The 15,350-nt window shown below is 51.0% G+C and carries 13 protein-coding genes; 11 read left to right on the forward strand and 2 right to left on the reverse strand.

Annotation, left to right across the window (positions count from 1 at the left end; all coding sequences use genetic code 11):
* Positions 1 to 162: 162 nt before the first annotated feature.
* Complete coding sequence (locus AB1N33_RS00315) at positions 163 to 519, reverse strand: MaoP family protein (RefSeq protein ID WP_411269530.1); 357 nt, start codon at positions 517 to 519, stop codon at positions 163 to 165.
* Positions 520 to 845: 326 nt separating this feature from the next.
* On the opposite strand from AB1N33_RS00315, the gene AB1N33_RS00320 reads away from it, so the two are divergent.
* The 5 genes from AB1N33_RS00320 (at position 846) to AB1N33_RS00340 (ending at position 5,221) form a co-directional block, all read left to right on the forward strand.
* Positions 846 to 1,010: a hypothetical protein gene (locus AB1N33_RS00320; RefSeq protein ID WP_411269531.1), complete on the forward strand. Its 165-nt coding sequence runs from the start codon at positions 846 to 848 to the stop codon at positions 1,008 to 1,010.
* A gap of 117 nt (positions 1,011 to 1,127) precedes the next feature.
* Positions 1,128 to 1,976, forward strand: a complete 849-nt coding sequence (locus AB1N33_RS00325; RefSeq protein ID WP_411269532.1) for a LysR family transcriptional regulator — start codon at positions 1,128 to 1,130, stop codon at positions 1,974 to 1,976.
* 31 nt (positions 1,977 to 2,007) lie between these two features.
* The gene (locus AB1N33_RS00330; protein WP_411269533.1) at positions 2,008 to 3,438 is read left to right on the forward strand and encodes a M16 family metallopeptidase; all 1,431 of its coding nucleotides are present in this window, start codon (positions 2,008 to 2,010) and stop codon (positions 3,436 to 3,438) included.
* A 2-nt stretch (positions 3,439 to 3,440) separates the two neighbouring features.
* Positions 3,441 to 4,856 carry a M16 family metallopeptidase gene (locus tag AB1N33_RS00335; RefSeq protein ID WP_411269534.1) on the forward strand — a complete coding sequence of 472 codons (1,416 nt, stop codon included), beginning with the start codon at positions 3,441 to 3,443 and terminating at the stop codon, positions 4,854 to 4,856.
* 2 nt (positions 4,857 to 4,858) lie between these two features.
* On the forward strand, positions 4,859 to 5,221 hold the full coding sequence (locus AB1N33_RS00340) for a DUF2750 domain-containing protein (protein ID WP_411269535.1): 363 nt from the start codon (positions 4,859 to 4,861) through the stop codon (positions 5,219 to 5,221).
* 1 nt (position 5,222) lies between these two features.
* Here the strand turns inward: AB1N33_RS00340 and AB1N33_RS00345 are convergent, their stop codons facing one another.
* Complete coding sequence (locus AB1N33_RS00345; RefSeq protein ID WP_411269536.1) at positions 5,223 to 5,876, reverse strand: YceH family protein; 654 nt, start codon at positions 5,874 to 5,876, stop codon at positions 5,223 to 5,225.
* A 178-nt stretch (positions 5,877 to 6,054) separates the two neighbouring features.
* On the opposite strand from AB1N33_RS00345, the gene AB1N33_RS00350 reads away from it, so the two are divergent.
* The 6 genes from AB1N33_RS00350 to AB1N33_RS00375 all read left to right on the forward strand — a co-directional run bounded on the left by AB1N33_RS00350 (position 6,055) and on the right by AB1N33_RS00375 (position 15,292).
* Complete coding sequence (locus tag AB1N33_RS00350; RefSeq protein WP_411269969.1) at positions 6,055 to 8,208, forward strand: S46 family peptidase; 2,154 nt, start codon at positions 6,055 to 6,057, stop codon at positions 8,206 to 8,208.
* A 125-nt stretch (positions 8,209 to 8,333) separates the two neighbouring features.
* Complete coding sequence (locus AB1N33_RS00355; RefSeq protein ID WP_411269537.1) at positions 8,334 to 9,644, forward strand: ribonuclease J; 1,311 nt, start codon at positions 8,334 to 8,336, stop codon at positions 9,642 to 9,644.
* Between the two features lie 94 nt (positions 9,645 to 9,738).
* Complete coding sequence (locus AB1N33_RS00360; RefSeq protein WP_411269538.1) at positions 9,739 to 9,939, forward strand: hypothetical protein; 201 nt, start codon at positions 9,739 to 9,741, stop codon at positions 9,937 to 9,939.
* Positions 9,936 to 10,439, forward strand: a complete 504-nt coding sequence (locus AB1N33_RS00365) for a hypothetical protein (protein WP_411269539.1) — start codon at positions 9,936 to 9,938, stop codon at positions 10,437 to 10,439. The genes AB1N33_RS00360 and AB1N33_RS00365 overlap by 4 nt, the downstream gene beginning before the upstream one ends.
* 23 nt (positions 10,440 to 10,462) lie before the next feature.
* The gene (locus tag AB1N33_RS00370) at positions 10,463 to 10,975 is read left to right on the forward strand and encodes a hypothetical protein (RefSeq protein WP_411269540.1); all 513 of its coding nucleotides are present in this window, start codon (positions 10,463 to 10,465) and stop codon (positions 10,973 to 10,975) included.
* A 147-nt stretch (positions 10,976 to 11,122) separates the two neighbouring features.
* The gene (locus AB1N33_RS00375; protein WP_411269541.1) at positions 11,123 to 15,292 is read left to right on the forward strand and encodes an EAL domain-containing protein; all 4,170 of its coding nucleotides are present in this window, start codon (positions 11,123 to 11,125) and stop codon (positions 15,290 to 15,292) included.
* Positions 15,293 to 15,350: the final 58 nt, after the last annotated feature.

The raw sequence follows: 15,350 nt of genomic DNA on the forward strand, positions 1-15,350 counted from the left end.
CCTTGCCTGGCCATAACGCAAAAAAACACACCTGATATCAGTGTAGTAGCGAAATAAAATATTGCGTTAGGGGAGTGGTGTAATGATGTGTTCGGGCTGAGAGAAGAGAAAGATCACCCAACGCGGCGCTAAGCGCCACGTTGTAAACTGGCTAACCCAGTATCAGGCTACGTCGAATTCTTCGTCAGAGAAGTCTTCGTCGTAATCAGACTGGTTGCTGGCTGAACTGTGCAGGGTATAGAAGTGTTTCTTACCACGGGCAAGACGAACATATTTCGCCCACACTTTTTCAGCGCCGTTTGATGCTTCTTTTTTACCCTGGATAAAGTCGACAAACGCACGTTCATCGTCGGTTTCAGGCATCAGCTCTCCGGTCTCCAGGCCCAGCATGGTTGTGCCATAACGGCTCAGCAAATCTGCCTCTGCAATACTGAAGTCTCCGGACTTACGAAAGCCGTAAGGAAACTTTGCACGGTCTGTAAAAACTTTCTGTGATTCCCGAATAGATAAAGTAGCCATGAGCGTTATCTCAACATGTGTCAGAATTCAGGTGTCTTTTAAGCCAAAATGCAGGGAAGTTGAAACAAAACTTTTTTTTCTTATCAATAAAAAATTTTGCTTCTTTGATGTGGAACACCGTTGCGGCTTTTTGCTTCGGTATATCAAAGGGTTACAGCCGCCAGTTTATGTGGCTGTTATGCTAAAACACGCAATAATTACACCGCTTTTCATGTCTTCATTGTGTTTGTAAGAAAAAATTTTCTATCGTTACCATGATAATTATTCATTTTTCTTTTAATACACCACACCGATAATGATCGTGTGGCAACAACAATGAGACTGCAATGAGTAAAGACTATCGTTACCAGCGTGAATGGGACTCGGTAGAAGATGAGGACGATTTTGGAAAGAAAGACTCCTCTAAGCGACATCATGCTGTAAAAGCGAAACAAAAACGCGACCTTCAGCGCAAAGAGAAACAACGCAGGCTTCATCAGGAAGATTACTGATTTACGCCGGTCCGTTATGGCACGCTTGTCTCAAGTGTGCCTTTTTGTGTTTTTTATTTACTTACCCTGCAAATTGTGACAGCGTAGCCTCTGGACGAGACTGGTTGTTACCCGCTAATGGATATTCGTTTTTTAACTACCTTTATTGAAGTCGTTAATACGCGTCATTTTGGCAAAGCCGCCGAGAACCTCTATCTCACCCAATCCGCCGTCAGTGCCCGCATAAAACTGCTGGAAGAGTATTTTCATACCACCCTGTTCATCCGGCAACGAAACAGTATTCAACTGACGCCTTCGGGTGAAAAGCTACTGCCATACGCCAAAGCGCTGTGTAAAACGCTGAAGGAGGCTAGGCAAGAGCTGGCCGAAGCCAATTCAGACTATGTGGTGGTAGGCGCAACACAACTGGCCAGTGAAATGGTCCTGTCTGCCGCGCTTAAACATCTGCACAGCGGTTTTCCTGATTTGTCCGTAAAGGCAGAGGTGCTCACACTCGATACCTTATCCCGGCAGGTTCATGAACGCTCGGTCGATCTGGCATTTTCTATGGAACCGCTGAAATCCGAAGAAGTAGAAAGTCAGGTACTCGCTGGTTTTGAGCTGGCGCTGTTTCAGTGTGGCAGGGAAGGGGATATTGCCCCGGGTGACTTTATTGCCATAGACTGGGGCAGCCGCGTTCGCGACGCGCTGCTGACCCGATTCCCCGTTTGTAAAGATGCCAAGCTGAGAACCAATTCCCTGCAGCTTGCGTTGACGACACTCAAAGAAGAAGGTGGTTACGTGGTATTACCTCGTGACCATCGCATACTGCCGGCCGGTATGCCACCGCTGCATGAGGTTACCGTGCTTGATGATGTGGAAGTTCAGGTATTTTTGCACACCATGAAAGTGGTGAAACGCGCTGGGGTCTCTGACATTATCGTGAGCTTCTGTGCAGACAAGGTTAATTTATTAAATAAGCAGTAATTTCCAATTACAGACTGACAAAGGACGTACTATGAAAAGCATTGCGGCGGCACTGAGTGCCTGCTTATTACTGGCAGGATGTCAGGGTGAACCTGATAAAAATGCCGAGACCAGCCAGGCGCCTGTCACGGCATCATCAACAGCGCTTACGGTGCCTGTGCATTACGAAACGCTGGATAATGGATTAAAAGTGGTGTTGTCACCTGATCATACCGCACCCATCGTGGCCGTAGGCGTTTACTACAATATTGGCTTTCGCATTGAACCGCGGGACCGTACCGGCTTTGCCCACCTGTTTGAGCACATGATGTTCCAGGGCTCGCAGAATTTGCCTAAAGGGGAGTTCGACAAGCTGGTCAACGGTAACGGCGGTATCAACAATGGCTCTACCCGTTTCGACTTTACCAACTATTTTGAGATCCTGCCGTCAAATGCGCTGGAGACCTTCGTGTGGGTAGAAGCCGACAGGATGCGCGGACTCAACATTACGCAGGCCGAGCTGACCAATCAGCAGGGCGTCGTGAAAAATGAAGTAAAAGTGAATGTCATGAACCAGCCCTATGGCGGCTTCCCGTGGCTGGATCTCCCGCAACTGGCGTTCGATAACTGGTACAACAGCCATAACTTTTATGGTGAACTGGAAGACCTGGATGCCGCGACGCTGGAAGATGTTGATGCGTTCTTCAAGCAGTTTTATGCACCCAATAACGCGGTGTTTGTGGTCACCGGCGATCTTGACGTCGAGCAGACAATGGCGTGGGTGAAACAGTATTTCGGTGATATCCCGGCGGCACCTGTGACGCCGTTACCGGATATCAGTGAAGCCCCTCAAACCGCAGAACGAAAGGGCTCACGCATCGCGCCGCTGGCGCCTAAGCCAGCCTATGCTGTCGCGTATCGTATGCCGCCACGAAACAGTGACGCCTGGTATGCGATGGGCCTGATTGACCAGATCCTGCTGCAGGGCGATGACAGTTTGTTACACCAGAAGCTGGTTGAAGAAACCGGTATCACCAGTTCGGTGTCCGGCGGAATTAACGCGCTGGGCAACATGTTTAACTACAACGGGCCAATGCTGTGGTCAGCCTCGCTGATTCATGACAACGAGGTGGGGGAGGAGACCATTACCGCAGCCATTTCCGACACGGTCGCGACACTACAGGCGTCGCCGGTCAGCGAAGATGTGCTTGACCGGGCCAAGGTGAAATTCCGTTCGGCACTATATGACACAATCGACGGCTTCTACGGGGTTGGTAAACTCGATTTGCTGGCGACCTTTGCGTTGTTTGATGACAATCCGGCGCGCATTAATGAACTGGAAAGTGCCTTTGAAAAAGTGACCCCGGCGATGATTCAGGAGACGGCGAAGCAGTACCTGAAAAAAGAGCAGCGCACCATATTCACCGTTTTACCTGCCCCGGCCGAGGCTGAGGCAAGTGCAACGGAACAGGGAGGAGAGTAAGCATGAAAGCATTCAGACTATTGCCATTGACCGGGCTGTTATGGCTTAGCGCTTCATCATTGAACAGTGTTGCTGCTGACTTTCCGTCAACACCACCGCCGCCGGCAGCACCGAAAAATTTCACATTGCCGGCGACGTCAGATTTTACGCTCGATAATGGGCTAAGCGTGACGCTCATTCCTTACGGTGATACGCCTAAAGTGACCATGGTGCTGCAGTTTGACAGTGGCAACCAGGACGACGGGGACGCCACAGGCATTTCCGACCTGACGTTTGAGCTGCTTAAGCAAGGCACGGCGACCCGGGATGCAGCTGCGCTGGCGACCCTGGCTTCGTCAATGGGCGGGCAGTTACAAACGTCCGTCGGTATGAACAGCAGTCAGGTGGGGATGGATGTCCTGACCGAATTCAGCGGCGATGCGGTTTCCCTGATTGCGGATGTTGTGATGCATTCGGTATTCCCTGAAGACTCGCTCAACCGTGCGGTAGCAAATCGCTGGCGCGAAGTGCAGGTCAGTCAGTCACGGGCACAGGGACAGGCACTTGAGGCGTTTTACGCAGCCATGTATCCGAATCATCCCTATGGCACGGTATTTCCCACAGAAGCGCAATTAACCGGCATTACCACTGACGATCTGAAGGCGTTCGCCGCGCAGCACCTGGTTGCTGCTAACGCGCATCTTTATGTCGCGGGTAATTTTGATGAAGCGGCGCTGACCTCTGCGATCAAAGCTGCATTCGCGGCCATGCCGGCAGGTAAGGCAAACCCGGGCGTGTCGGGCGAGCCGGCAACGCCGTCTGCCGGTCTGGTGCGTATTTCCCGTGATAATGCCGTTCAGACCACGCTGCGTCTGGGACAGCGTGTTGTCCCGCTCAGTCATAAGGATGCGATTGCCCTTGAGGTGACCAATACCTTGCTGGGCGGGATGTTCTCAAGCCGGATTACGCAGAATATCCGGGAAGACAAGGGCTATACCTACTCGCCACGCAGCGCCGTAAGCAGCTACCGTGATGCGTCGGTATGGTATGAGTCGGCGGACATCGATGCGCCGAGCACTGGCGAAGCACTTAACGAAATTATCAAAGAGATTAGAGGGTTGCAGACGACGCCGCCACCCAAAACCGAACTGGATGGGGTTAAGAAATATGCGTCAGGCATTTTTGTGCTGCGCAATTCATCGCGTAGCGGACTGATTGGACAACTGGTGAACCTGGATGTGAACCGTCTGCCCAGACGTCGGCTGACGGACTATATTTCTGAGGTGAACGGCTTAACGGAAGCGAGAATATCAGCCATGGCGTCGCAGTATCTCAATCTGGACAGCATGTCGCTGATCATCGTAGGTGATGACGAATTGCTCGATCGTGAGCTGGCCGAAGTTGAGCAGTTGCCAGTACTGTCGGAAAACGGGAATTAATTATGGCATTACAACGGGAAGAATGGCTGAGCGCATCGCCAATGACGCGCTTTGACGAAACGGTAAAGGCAATTCGCACCGGTAAAACGGTGTGGATCCTCAATGATGAGCATGGCTGTGTCATGCTCAACGCCGATGATGACGATGGTGTACCGGTGTGGCCGTCTGCCGATATTGCCGCACTCTGGGCCACCGATGAGTGGGCACATTGCGAACCACTCGCAGTGAGTCTGGATGACTGGCTGAAAAAATGGACGCCAGGCATGCGTCAGGACGAGTTGCTGGTGATTGTCTGTCCCGTGCCGGGAGAGGATGGCGAAGTGCTTGAGCCCGACGAGTTTGCCCACCATCTGATGGGCAACTGAATCATTCGCTGCTGCGAGCGTTTTCAAGCGCGGTAACGCGTTCTTTCAATGCCGCGAGCTCACGGTTCAGTTGTTGTACCTGTGAATGTAAATCGGCGTGATTATCAAAGGCAGCGGCCGTAGTTGCGGTCACTGCCTTTATTGTTTCTTCGCTGAAGCAATGCCGGTAGCGGACTTCACGTTTGCCGGGCTCCCTGGGCATGGCTGCAATCAGCGGATCAGGCTGATAGGCGAGCAGACTGTGCAATGTGGACTCGACATCGCCAAGGTCGTCAAAGCTGGCCAGGCGCTGACATCGTCCCCGCAGCTCCCCCGGCGTTTGTGGTCCTCGCAGCAACAATTCGGTAATCACAGCATACTGATGCTCAGACAGGGTAATATCGCCGAATTCCGTGTTGCAAAAACGATGGGCAACTTTGTCGACCCGGCTCCCAAAGCCGGTCGTCATTGTCACAAGGTGTTTTTTTAGTAAGTCTTCCACACATTGTCTGACATCGTCTTCGCTAAGCGACATCAACGGAAACCGGTTGCTTTTCTGGTTGCAGCCATTCGTCAGCGCATGCAGTGACAGTGGATATTGTTCGGGGGTGGTCAGGGACTTTTCCATTAATACCCCGACTACCCGGCATTCTGTATCTGATAAAGCGTGCAGCATATCGCGTTTTCACCTCCCGTCAGTCTGACTTGTACATACCTTGATACAAAACGGTTTGGGTTTGCTGGTAACGTATTCGAATTGTTGTGTAATATCATCGTATTACTGCAAACGCCTCGTCGCAGTTTTGCATTGATACAGCCTTTATTAATGACAAGGATAAACCATGTTTAAAAAAATGCTTGCTGGTGTGCTGCTGCCGTGTGTGGCGGTAACAACCGGTGCCGTGGCTAAAGAAGGGATGTTTACGCCCGAACAGCTTCCCCTGATTGCAAAAGATCTGAAAGCAACCGGTCTGGCTATTCCTGCCGAGTCGCTGAGTGATCTGACTGATTTTCCGATGGGCGCCATTGTGTCGCTTGGCGGCTGCTCGGCGTCGTTTGTGTCAGACAAAGGACTGGCGGTAACCAATCATCACTGTGCGAGGGGCTCAGTGCAGTATAACTCGTCACCTGAACACAACTATTTGCGTGACGGTTTCCTGGCACGCACTATGGATGAAGAGCTGCCCGCCGCGCCCGGCACCAGAATGTGGGTAACGGTTGAGTTTAGTGATGTCACCGACAAAGTGACCGGCGCACTGGCGCCAGAGCTGACCGGTAAAGCCCGCTATGATGCGATTGAGCGCAATGTGAAAGCGCTGATTGCTGACTGTGAGAGTGATGAAAACTACCGCTGTTCCGTGCCGTCATTTTACAACGGGCTGGAATATAAGCTGATTAAACAACTGGAAATTCGCGATGTCCGTATTGCTTATGCGCCTGCCGATGCGGTGGGTAAGTATGGTGGCGACATCGATAACTGGATGTGGCCGCGTCACACCGGCGATTTCTCGTTTTATCGTGCCTATGTCGGGCCTGACGGTAAACCGGCAGACTTCAGTGAAGACAATGTGCCTTATACACCTGCGCACATGCTGAAAGTCTCGGCAGCGGGTCTGGGAGAGGGCGACTTTGTCATGGCTGCCGGTTACCCGGGGAGCACCAACCGTTATGCGCTTTATGAGAAAGTAGATTATTACTTTAACTGGCTGTATCCGACCTACGTTGATTTGATGACGACCTGGATTGATGCCATTGAATCTGCCTCTGAGCCGGGCAGCGATGCGAGAATTATTTACGAAGCACAGCTTGCCGGACTGAATAACTTCCTGAAGAACACAAAAGGTCAGCTGGAAGGCGCTAAACGGGTTGGTTTACTGCCTCGCAGAAAGGCTCGTGAGGACGGCCTGAAAGCCTGGCTGAAGCAAAACGGCAAAACACAGGCGATTGACGCTATTGCTGCGCTGGAAAATGTAGAGCGTGAGTCGGCGCAACTGAGTCGCCAGAGCTTCTGGTACAATAATCTGCGTCGCGCCCAGCTGTTGTCTGCAGCGCAAACCCTTTACCGCTATGCGCTGGAACGTCAGAAGCCCGACGCAGAACGCGAGCCAGGCTTCCAGGAGCGTGATGCAGACCGTTTGAAAGAGCGTATGCAGCGTCTCGACAGACGTTTTGACGCCACCGTTGATAAAGCAGTGTGGCAAACGTTTATTACGCTGTATCGCCAGTCTCCGGATAATGCGCTGGCGGCGTTTGATAATGCGCTGGGGCTGACTGCCGACACGGATGCGAAGGCAGTATCAGATATCCTTGATTCGTTTTACGCGAATACCCGTCTGAATAATGCTGAGGTTCGTCTGGACTGGCTGAACAAAGATGTTGCGGACTTCCGGTCCAGTGATGATCCGTTCATTAAGCTGGCTCTGGCGTTGTATGACACCGACGCTGAAATTGAAAAACAGCAGAAAATGCTGGAGGGCGAAGAAGCCCGTCTTCAGCCTGAGTACATGGGCGCGATCATTGACTGGCAGGCCGCGACAGGCAGCCTTGCTTATCCTGACGCAAACAGTACGCTAAGGGTGACATATGGCACGGTGCTGGGTGGCTCACCCAAAGACGGACTAATTTATGAGCCGTTTACCCGTCTGGAAGGTATTCTAGAAAAAGATACCGGTGACGATCCGTTCAATGCGCCGGCTAAACAGCTTAATCTGATTAAAGATAAACAGTACGGTCCGTATAAGCTGGATGCAATCGGCAGTGTGCCGGTGAACTTCCTGACGGATCTTGACTCCACCGGCGGTAATTCAGGGTCAGCCACCCTGAATGACAAAGCGGAGCTGGTCGGACTGTTGTTTGACGGTACGTTCGAGAGTGTGAATTCCGACTGGGATTTTGATCCCCGCACAACGCGAACGATCCACGTCGATACCCGCTACATGTTGTGGGTCATGAAGTATCTTGATGGTGCGCAAAACCTGATAGACGAGATGACTATCGTGACAGACTAACAAAACAATGCGGGGCTCGGGCCCCGCATTGTTTCAGGTGATAGAAGGAGAGCAGTATTACTTCACTTGTTCCTGCTGCACAAGATTTCTGGTTTCTGCCGCTTGGCGGAACCGGCGAGATTGGTATGAACATGAACCTGTATGGTCATGACGGGCACTGGCTGATGGTAGACTGCGGTGTGTCATTTGAAGAACCCCTTATCCCGCCATACCGGCGTGAGCCGACGTCGCCTGTGGGGCAGACTTTCCGGGTTGTCGCACCCGACCCAACCTTTATTGCATCACAGAAGGAGTGCCTGAGCGGGCTGGTGATTACGCATGCGCATGAAGACCACGTCGGTGCGGTGCCTTATCTGTGGCCGCGATTGCAGTGTCCGGTATTTACCACACGGTTTACTGCCGAAGTACTGCGACGCAAACTGGCGCAGCACGGTCTGCTGAATAAAGTGCCAATTATCGAGGTAGAGCCGGGCGCACAGCATCAGATTGGGCCATTTGCCGTTAAATGGCTGGCGATTACCCATTCCTTACCCGAACCCCAGGCACTGATAGTAGAAACCCCATTGGGTAAGGTACTGCATACGGCCGACTGGAAAATGGATGCCAGTCCTGTGACCGGAGACCCCTTTAATGCGACACGTTATCGCGAGCTAGGAAAAGACAATATCCTTGCGCTGGTCGGCGATTCAACGAATGCGACCAAACCCGGTTTTTCGGTGTCAGAACGCAACTGTTATGACGGATTGTTGAGCACGATACGCAATAAAAGCGGTCGGGTTGTCGTAACCTGTTTTGGCAGTAATATTGCCCGTCTGATCAGTCTGGCGCGTGTCGCTGAAAAAACCGGCCGCTATATGGCACTGTACGGCCGCTCTCTGCAGAATATGGTGGGGATAGCCAGGCAGCAGGGTATCTGGCCGGACTCGCTGACCCTGATTGATCCTGCGCATGCGGGGTATCTGCCTGCCAATGAGGTACTGGCAGTGGTCACCGGCAGTCAGGGGGAGCACCGCGCTGCGCTTCACCGGCTGGCCGCTGACACACATCCGCATCTGACACTTGAGGCGTCAGATACGGTGATCTTTTCATCCATTATTATTCCTGGTAATGAAGATGCGGTGGCGCGTGTCACCCGAATGCTGAGCGCACGCGGGATTGCTGTGATTCACAGTGAACAGAGTACCTTACCCATTCATGCCAGCGGACATCCCTGTGCCGAGGAAGTGCGGCTAATGTATGAATGGGTCAAACCGGCCATCGCCATTCCGGTACACGGCGAGCCGGTACACTTACAGGCGCATGCCGACATTGCGAAAGCCAGTGGCGTGAAAAAACATTACACCGGACTGAATGGTGATTTGTACCGCCTGACGCCGCAGCCGAGTATTTTGCGTAACAAAGTCAGGGCAGGGCGACTGGTGGTGTCCGCCGAATAAATCGTAGCTGAACGTTTACTCATTGCGTTTTCTGCCGATAGTCTAGGGGTTGGTCGTTAAGACCAGTTTTCACTATCAACCAAAGGAAACGACGATGAAAAAAGGTATCAAAGTAGCTATTATCAGTGGTATAACGTTAGTATCTGGTGCAGCTGTTGCTGCGAAAGAAGCGCCATCGGCGTCGGCCAGTTTTGTCGACGAAGTGTGTGCCCTGGCTCCATTATTTTGTGAAGTAGGATTAGAGGGCAACGGTGTCGGAGTTGAACCCAAAAAGCCGCCAAAAGATGATCAATGATAGAAATAATTGAAACTGCCTCTCTATCAACGCTGCTATACGTTGCAGCGTTGATAGCATACAGCCTGACAGTAAAACGCATTACAGCCTTCTCGTTCGTTCTTGTCGGTTTGTTGATGCTCGAAGGCCTCCACATGGGCGGGCAATTTTTAATGGCGAGCTATTATAACGAGCCTGCGTACACAACCATCATTTATTATTCCTGGTATTTGTTTTTCGCTGTCACTGATTTTCTATATATTGGCCTGACGGTATTATTCTGTCGCAAAGCAGGATTGGCCATTGATCGCGTCAGTTATTTATTACTCTCACTCTACGCATTTATGGGCGGATTGCAGGTTGTTCGACTTATTGAGAGAACCTGGGTCGATACACAGATAATGGAATGGTTTTACACGAACAGCATCCCGTTTATTAATATCGTGATTGGTATCATTCTTTTAGCTTTCGTCTCAAAAGTAATTCTGACAAACGTTATCCACGGGTTTAAAACGTTATAATCAAACAAGCAGGTGAAGAAGTAATGGCCTGGGCATTTGATATTGCACCATATACCTCACTCATTAATATCTTAGTGCTTATTCTCTACTCACTGATTGGTAGAAAGATTTCTGATATTGCAATTCTCATTGTTGCGCTGTTTGTTCTCGAAGGAATACATCTGGGCTGGGAATTGGTTTTGATTCCGAAAATTGAGTCGGGTGAAGATTGGGAACTTGTTCTATTTCTTTGGTACTTTGGCTTTGCTGTTACTGATTTCTTAATGATTGGAGCAGTAGTAAAAAGTTGTCGGGTATTACGAGTAGAACTGTCGAAGGCCTCGAAGATAGTTCTTTACCTACATGGTGTTATGGGAACGTTGCAGATAATTCGCTATTTGGAACGCGCCATCACTGATACAGATATCTTTGCCGATGTATACTCTGGAGGAATTCAGTCTATGAACGCGGTTGTGTCTGCGCTTCTGGTGTTAAGCCTGATTCAACTTTATGTTGCCGAAAGAAAAAATAAAAAAATCTGGTCCGAAGTCCACTAATTTTCACAATCACACAATGTTTCAAAAAAATACTTGTTTCCGTTATAGTTACAGATAAGCGTGACGGTAGGAAACCGAGCGTAGTTATATATTTTTTTAAGTGTCATTCGTTTCGCCATTATAAAAACAACATCGGTTTAAAACGCTATGCTTCGGTTAGTTCTTTTCATTTCTCTACTACTGGCTTCATGGCTCTCCTGCGCAGAGGCTGCCCCGCGCCTTGCTAATCCGATATTTCAAACGCTCTCCACCCAAAACGGGCTGCCTCAGGATATCGTCAATGACATTGCGATAGATGAAGAGGGATTTGTCTGGGTCGCTACCGAAGGCGGACTGGCGCGATGGGATGGTTACCGTGCAATACAGGTAAAGGGCCCGGACAATATATTCGTCAATGCCAGTATTTTCAGGCTGTTTATCCAGGACAACCAGTATCTGTGGATCAGTACTTTTACTAACGGTATCTATCGCTACAACCTTGACACAACGGTGACTGAACGGGTGGTGAGTCGTCCGTATCGCAATGAAGACCAGTGGATCCAGTATGCCAGTAATTTCCAGCTGGCCGACGATGGCCAGATATACCTGTCGCTGGATCAGGAAGTGGTCAGGGTTGATCCTGATACGCTGCAGATTGAGCCGTTGTTTGCACTAACTGACGAGCAGGTCGATCAGAAAGTGACCAACCGCTTTACCCTGAAAATTGACGACATGTTGCTGGTCGCGACAACTAACGGCCTGTTTGCCCGCCAGCTTGGCACTGACAAATCCGTGATTCGCGTCGATTACCTCAACGGGGTGCTGCCCGATGTGGATAATGTGAATGTGAAGTTTCTGCTCGACGACCCGCAGGGAAGGGTGTGGGTTGGCACCGTTAAAGGGCTGTATATGGCCTCACGGGAGTCTCTGGTGCAATCGCTCAGAGACAACACCGCGCCAGCGTTTACCCGCATACTGGCAAAAGAAAACGTCTGGGAAATGAAACAGAAAGGTGCCAGTGCGTTTTGGGTAGGCACCAATAAAGGGTTGTTCGAACTTCGGCAGGAAAATGCCGGCTGGGTAGCCGAGCACATTATCGAACCGCACAATGGGGTCATGGAACTCTCGAATAAGAAAATTGGTTCCATTGAGCCCGACAGCCTCGGAAACCTGTGGCTGGGGACAGAATATGGCGGTGCACTTTACTTTGGTACCAAGAGCGCAGAAATCGAAACCCTGCAAAACACCCGCCTGGCGGATACCGCGTCACTCAGTCACTCCAGCGTGTTCAGTATTCGTCAGACCAATGAGGATACGCTATGGATTGGTACCGAAAACGGTATTAACCGTCATGATATTCACACTCATCAGACAGCGGCTTTTCTGAAGTCGGATAATACGGTGCTGCCAGAGAGCGAGTCTGGCATTGCGCAAATTTACCCGACACCGGATGGCAATCTCTACCTGCAAACCTGGGGCGGATTGCGGGTGTTTAATACCCGTAGCGGGCAACTGTCTATTCCACCCCTGAACAACCGCTACGATGCACCTATTTTTGAAGCCTGGAGCGCGGGCAGTGCCATAGATCAGAACGGCAGGCTGTATTTTATCAGTGACAAATTCTATCGCTATGATCCGAAAAAAGCGGATGTTGAGGTTATGCCACTGCCTGAAACGGTGTTTAAGCCAATATTTTCCCATTCGTTTCTGGGCGTGTCACCGTATTACAACAACCGCATGTTTCTTTCTATGCTCGGTGGATTATGGCTGATTGACACGGACACCTTTGAGCATGAACTGGTTTATCGATTCACTGAAGCACAACGCAAAGGCTCGGTAGGTATCTCCAGCTGGCTGGTGGATAAGTCAGGCACACTCTGGCTGGCGTTTCCGGGGCAGGGGATCCTTGGCCTTGACGCTGATACGTTTGAGGCAAAGTATCATCTGCACGACAAAAACCTGCTGCTGAGTAATATTGTGTATGGCCTGCAGGCAGACTCAGATGGCGATCTTTGGTTCAGTTCTCACGCCGGCCTGCACAGCTATTCTCCCACTACGGGCAAAATACGCCATTTTACTTATGGGCAGGATTTGTCGGTGTCCGAGTTCAACGAAGGCGCAGCAACAACCCTGACGGACGGCCGAATGGCCTATGGCTCAACGCAGGGGCTGGTGATTTTTGAACCTGAAACGCTGAAACGATTGTCTGATGTGAGTGGGCGGTTTACCCGACAAATGGCGATCACCGATGTCACGCTCGACAGCCGCAACCTGTCGCCGCAACGCCGAAACCTGAATGGACAGACGCTGGATTTTCGTCACGATGACTATGGCGTCACTATTTACTTTACTCCGCTGGTGATGGGGGCAGATCGCTTTGCTACCTACCACTATAAACTGTTACGAAATGGTGATGTACTGACGCAGGGCGTAACCAGCAATTCGCGCATCACCTTCGGGACACTGCAGCCCGGCGATTACGAGTTTAATGTTGCTGCAACCGGCAACAGTTTCCCGTTTGCCGTGCTGCCGGCCAAATTAAAAATATCGGTGCCTTATGCGCCGTGGCGTTCACCGCTGGCATATTCAGTTTACGCGCTGGTGGCGTTACTGCTTGTGGCGGCGTACCTGATATCCCGTCAGCGCTACATCCAGCGCCTGAAAGCGGCGAAAGAGCAGGTAGCCCTGTTCTATGATGCGTTTCGCCACACCCGTGACTGGGTCATTATTTTCGACAGTAATAAAAAGCCGGTCGCGGCAAACCCGGCCTTCGAAAACATTTTCGGGCTGAGTAACAAAGAAAATCTCGGACGTCAGATACGCCGGCTTTATGCGCATTATCCCAAGCTGGTAAACCTGCTGTCCGGCCGTCTGACCAAAATGCGTCCTGGCGAGTTCTGGAAAGATGAGGGGGTTGTCGAAGGCAATGACGGACGACAGTACGACGTGCTGATTGATATTACGGCAATCGGTGACGAAGACGATAATGTTGCGCATTATCTGCTGGTCATTTCTGACATCTCAGAACAAAAAAGCGCTGAGCGAAAACTGATTAAAATCGCCAACTATGACAGCCTGACCGGCCTGGTTAACCGAAGCCTGCTGATAGACCGGCTTGAGCATGCGATTGCTGGTGCAAACAGTCACAACCACAAGGTGGCGGTGCTGTTTGTTGACCTCGACCGCTTTAAAGGGATCAATGACTCCTTAGGCCACGACTTTGGCGACAAGCTGTTACGCGTGGTGGCCAGCAGAATGAAGAACCTGGTACCTGAAGACGGCACGGTGGCACGACTGGGCGGTGATGAGTTCGTTATCGTTCTGGAAGAAGTGGATGACGCTGAGTCCATGGGCTATTTCGTTTCTGAGCTTATCAATGTGATAGAGACGCCGATAGCGCTTGGCAGTGAAACATTGCGTGTGTCGTGCAGCGTCGGGCTGGCATTTTATCCGGACGACGGTAATGAACCCTCCGAGCTGCTCAAGCACGCCGATGTCGCGATGTATGCAGCGAAAAAAGATATGCTCAACAGTTTCACGTTCTTCACACAGGATATGAACGAACGTGCACGCCACCGCCTGGCAATGGAAAATCAGGTCAAACGTATCTTTACCGAAGACGGATTCTATAACCATTATCAGCCCATTGTGAATGTCACAACCGGCAAAGTTGAAGGGCTTGAGCTGCTGCTGCGCGCAGAGCTCGATGGGCAGCCAGTCTATCCTGACACGTTTATTCCTATCCTTGAGCAACTGAAATACATTATTGATGTGACCCGTGATGCCATGAAACGGGCCGTTGAAAACCTGGCAGACTGGTATGCGCAAGGTTATCGCGGCTACCTGTCGGTAAATCTGTCGGCACTCCACTTTAAAACAGATTTTGATATTGACGGTACGCTGGCATTACTCGACGCTCACGGGCTGCCGGCCAGTGCGCTGCGCTTCGAAATCACCGAAGGGGTGCTGATGGATGACACCGACAATGCCTTCCGCCAGATAACCCGCTTTGCCGAGGCAGGCTTTATCCTGGCGCTGGATGATTTTGGTACCGGCTACTCATCACTAAGCTACCTCAAGCGCTATCCGTTGTCGGTACTTAAAATTGACAAGAGCTTTGTTAACGAGGTGTCGCCGGGCAATGCCAATGATGCGCTGGTGGTCACTACCATTAACCTTGCCGCCAGCCTCAAAATGGAAAGTGTCGCCGAAGGTGTCGAAACCCGAGAACAGGCAGAATATCTGGCCAATAACGGCTGTGTGTTGCATCAGGGCTACTATTATTCTCGTCCGGTGGCGGCTGATGCTGTTCCGCCTCTGCTAGGGATGCGCTGGTAGGCCATTCTCATTTAGCGTCAGCCCGACGACTGAACCCCGGGCTGATGCTTTTCTGCTC

It is taken from the genome of Alteromonas nitratireducens (assembly GCF_040812025.1).
GTDB classification, from domain to species: Bacteria; Pseudomonadota; Gammaproteobacteria; order Enterobacterales; family Alteromonadaceae; genus Alteromonas; species Alteromonas nitratireducens.

What these genes read in the sequence shown, in the direction of transcription:
- AB1N33_RS00325 (WP_411269532.1), top strand. Translation starts at nt 1,128, where the DNA reads ATGGATATTCGTTTTTTAACTACCTTTATTGAAGTCGTTAATACGCGT.
- AB1N33_RS00330 (WP_411269533.1), top strand. Translation starts at nt 2,008, where the DNA reads ATGAAAAGCATTGCGGCGGCACTGAGTGCCTGCTTATTACTGGCAGGA.
- AB1N33_RS00335 (WP_411269534.1), top strand. Translation starts at nt 3,441, where the DNA reads ATGAAAGCATTCAGACTATTGCCATTGACCGGGCTGTTATGGCTTAGC.
- AB1N33_RS00375 (WP_411269541.1), top strand. Translation starts at nt 11,123, where the DNA reads ATGCTTCGGTTAGTTCTTTTCATTTCTCTACTACTGGCTTCATGGCTC.
- AB1N33_RS00365 (WP_411269539.1), top strand. Translation starts at nt 9,936, where the DNA reads ATGATAGAAATAATTGAAACTGCCTCTCTATCAACGCTGCTATACGTT.
- AB1N33_RS00315 (WP_411269530.1), bottom strand. Translation starts at nt 519, where the DNA reads ATGGCTACTTTATCTATTCGGGAATCACAGAAAGTTTTTACAGACCGT.
- AB1N33_RS00360 (WP_411269538.1), top strand. Translation starts at nt 9,739, where the DNA reads ATGAAAAAAGGTATCAAAGTAGCTATTATCAGTGGTATAACGTTAGTA.
- AB1N33_RS00350 (WP_411269969.1), top strand. Translation starts at nt 6,055, where the DNA reads ATGCTTGCTGGTGTGCTGCTGCCGTGTGTGGCGGTAACAACCGGTGCC.
- AB1N33_RS00345 (WP_411269536.1), bottom strand. Translation starts at nt 5,876, where the DNA reads ATGCTGCACGCTTTATCAGATACAGAATGCCGGGTAGTCGGGGTATTA.
- AB1N33_RS00370 (WP_411269540.1), top strand. Translation starts at nt 10,463, where the DNA reads ATGGCCTGGGCATTTGATATTGCACCATATACCTCACTCATTAATATC.
- AB1N33_RS00355 (WP_411269537.1), top strand. Translation starts at nt 8,334, where the DNA reads ATGAACATGAACCTGTATGGTCATGACGGGCACTGGCTGATGGTAGAC.
- AB1N33_RS00320 (WP_411269531.1), top strand. Translation starts at nt 846, where the DNA reads ATGAGTAAAGACTATCGTTACCAGCGTGAATGGGACTCGGTAGAAGAT.
- AB1N33_RS00340 (WP_411269535.1), top strand. Translation starts at nt 4,859, where the DNA reads ATGGCATTACAACGGGAAGAATGGCTGAGCGCATCGCCAATGACGCGC.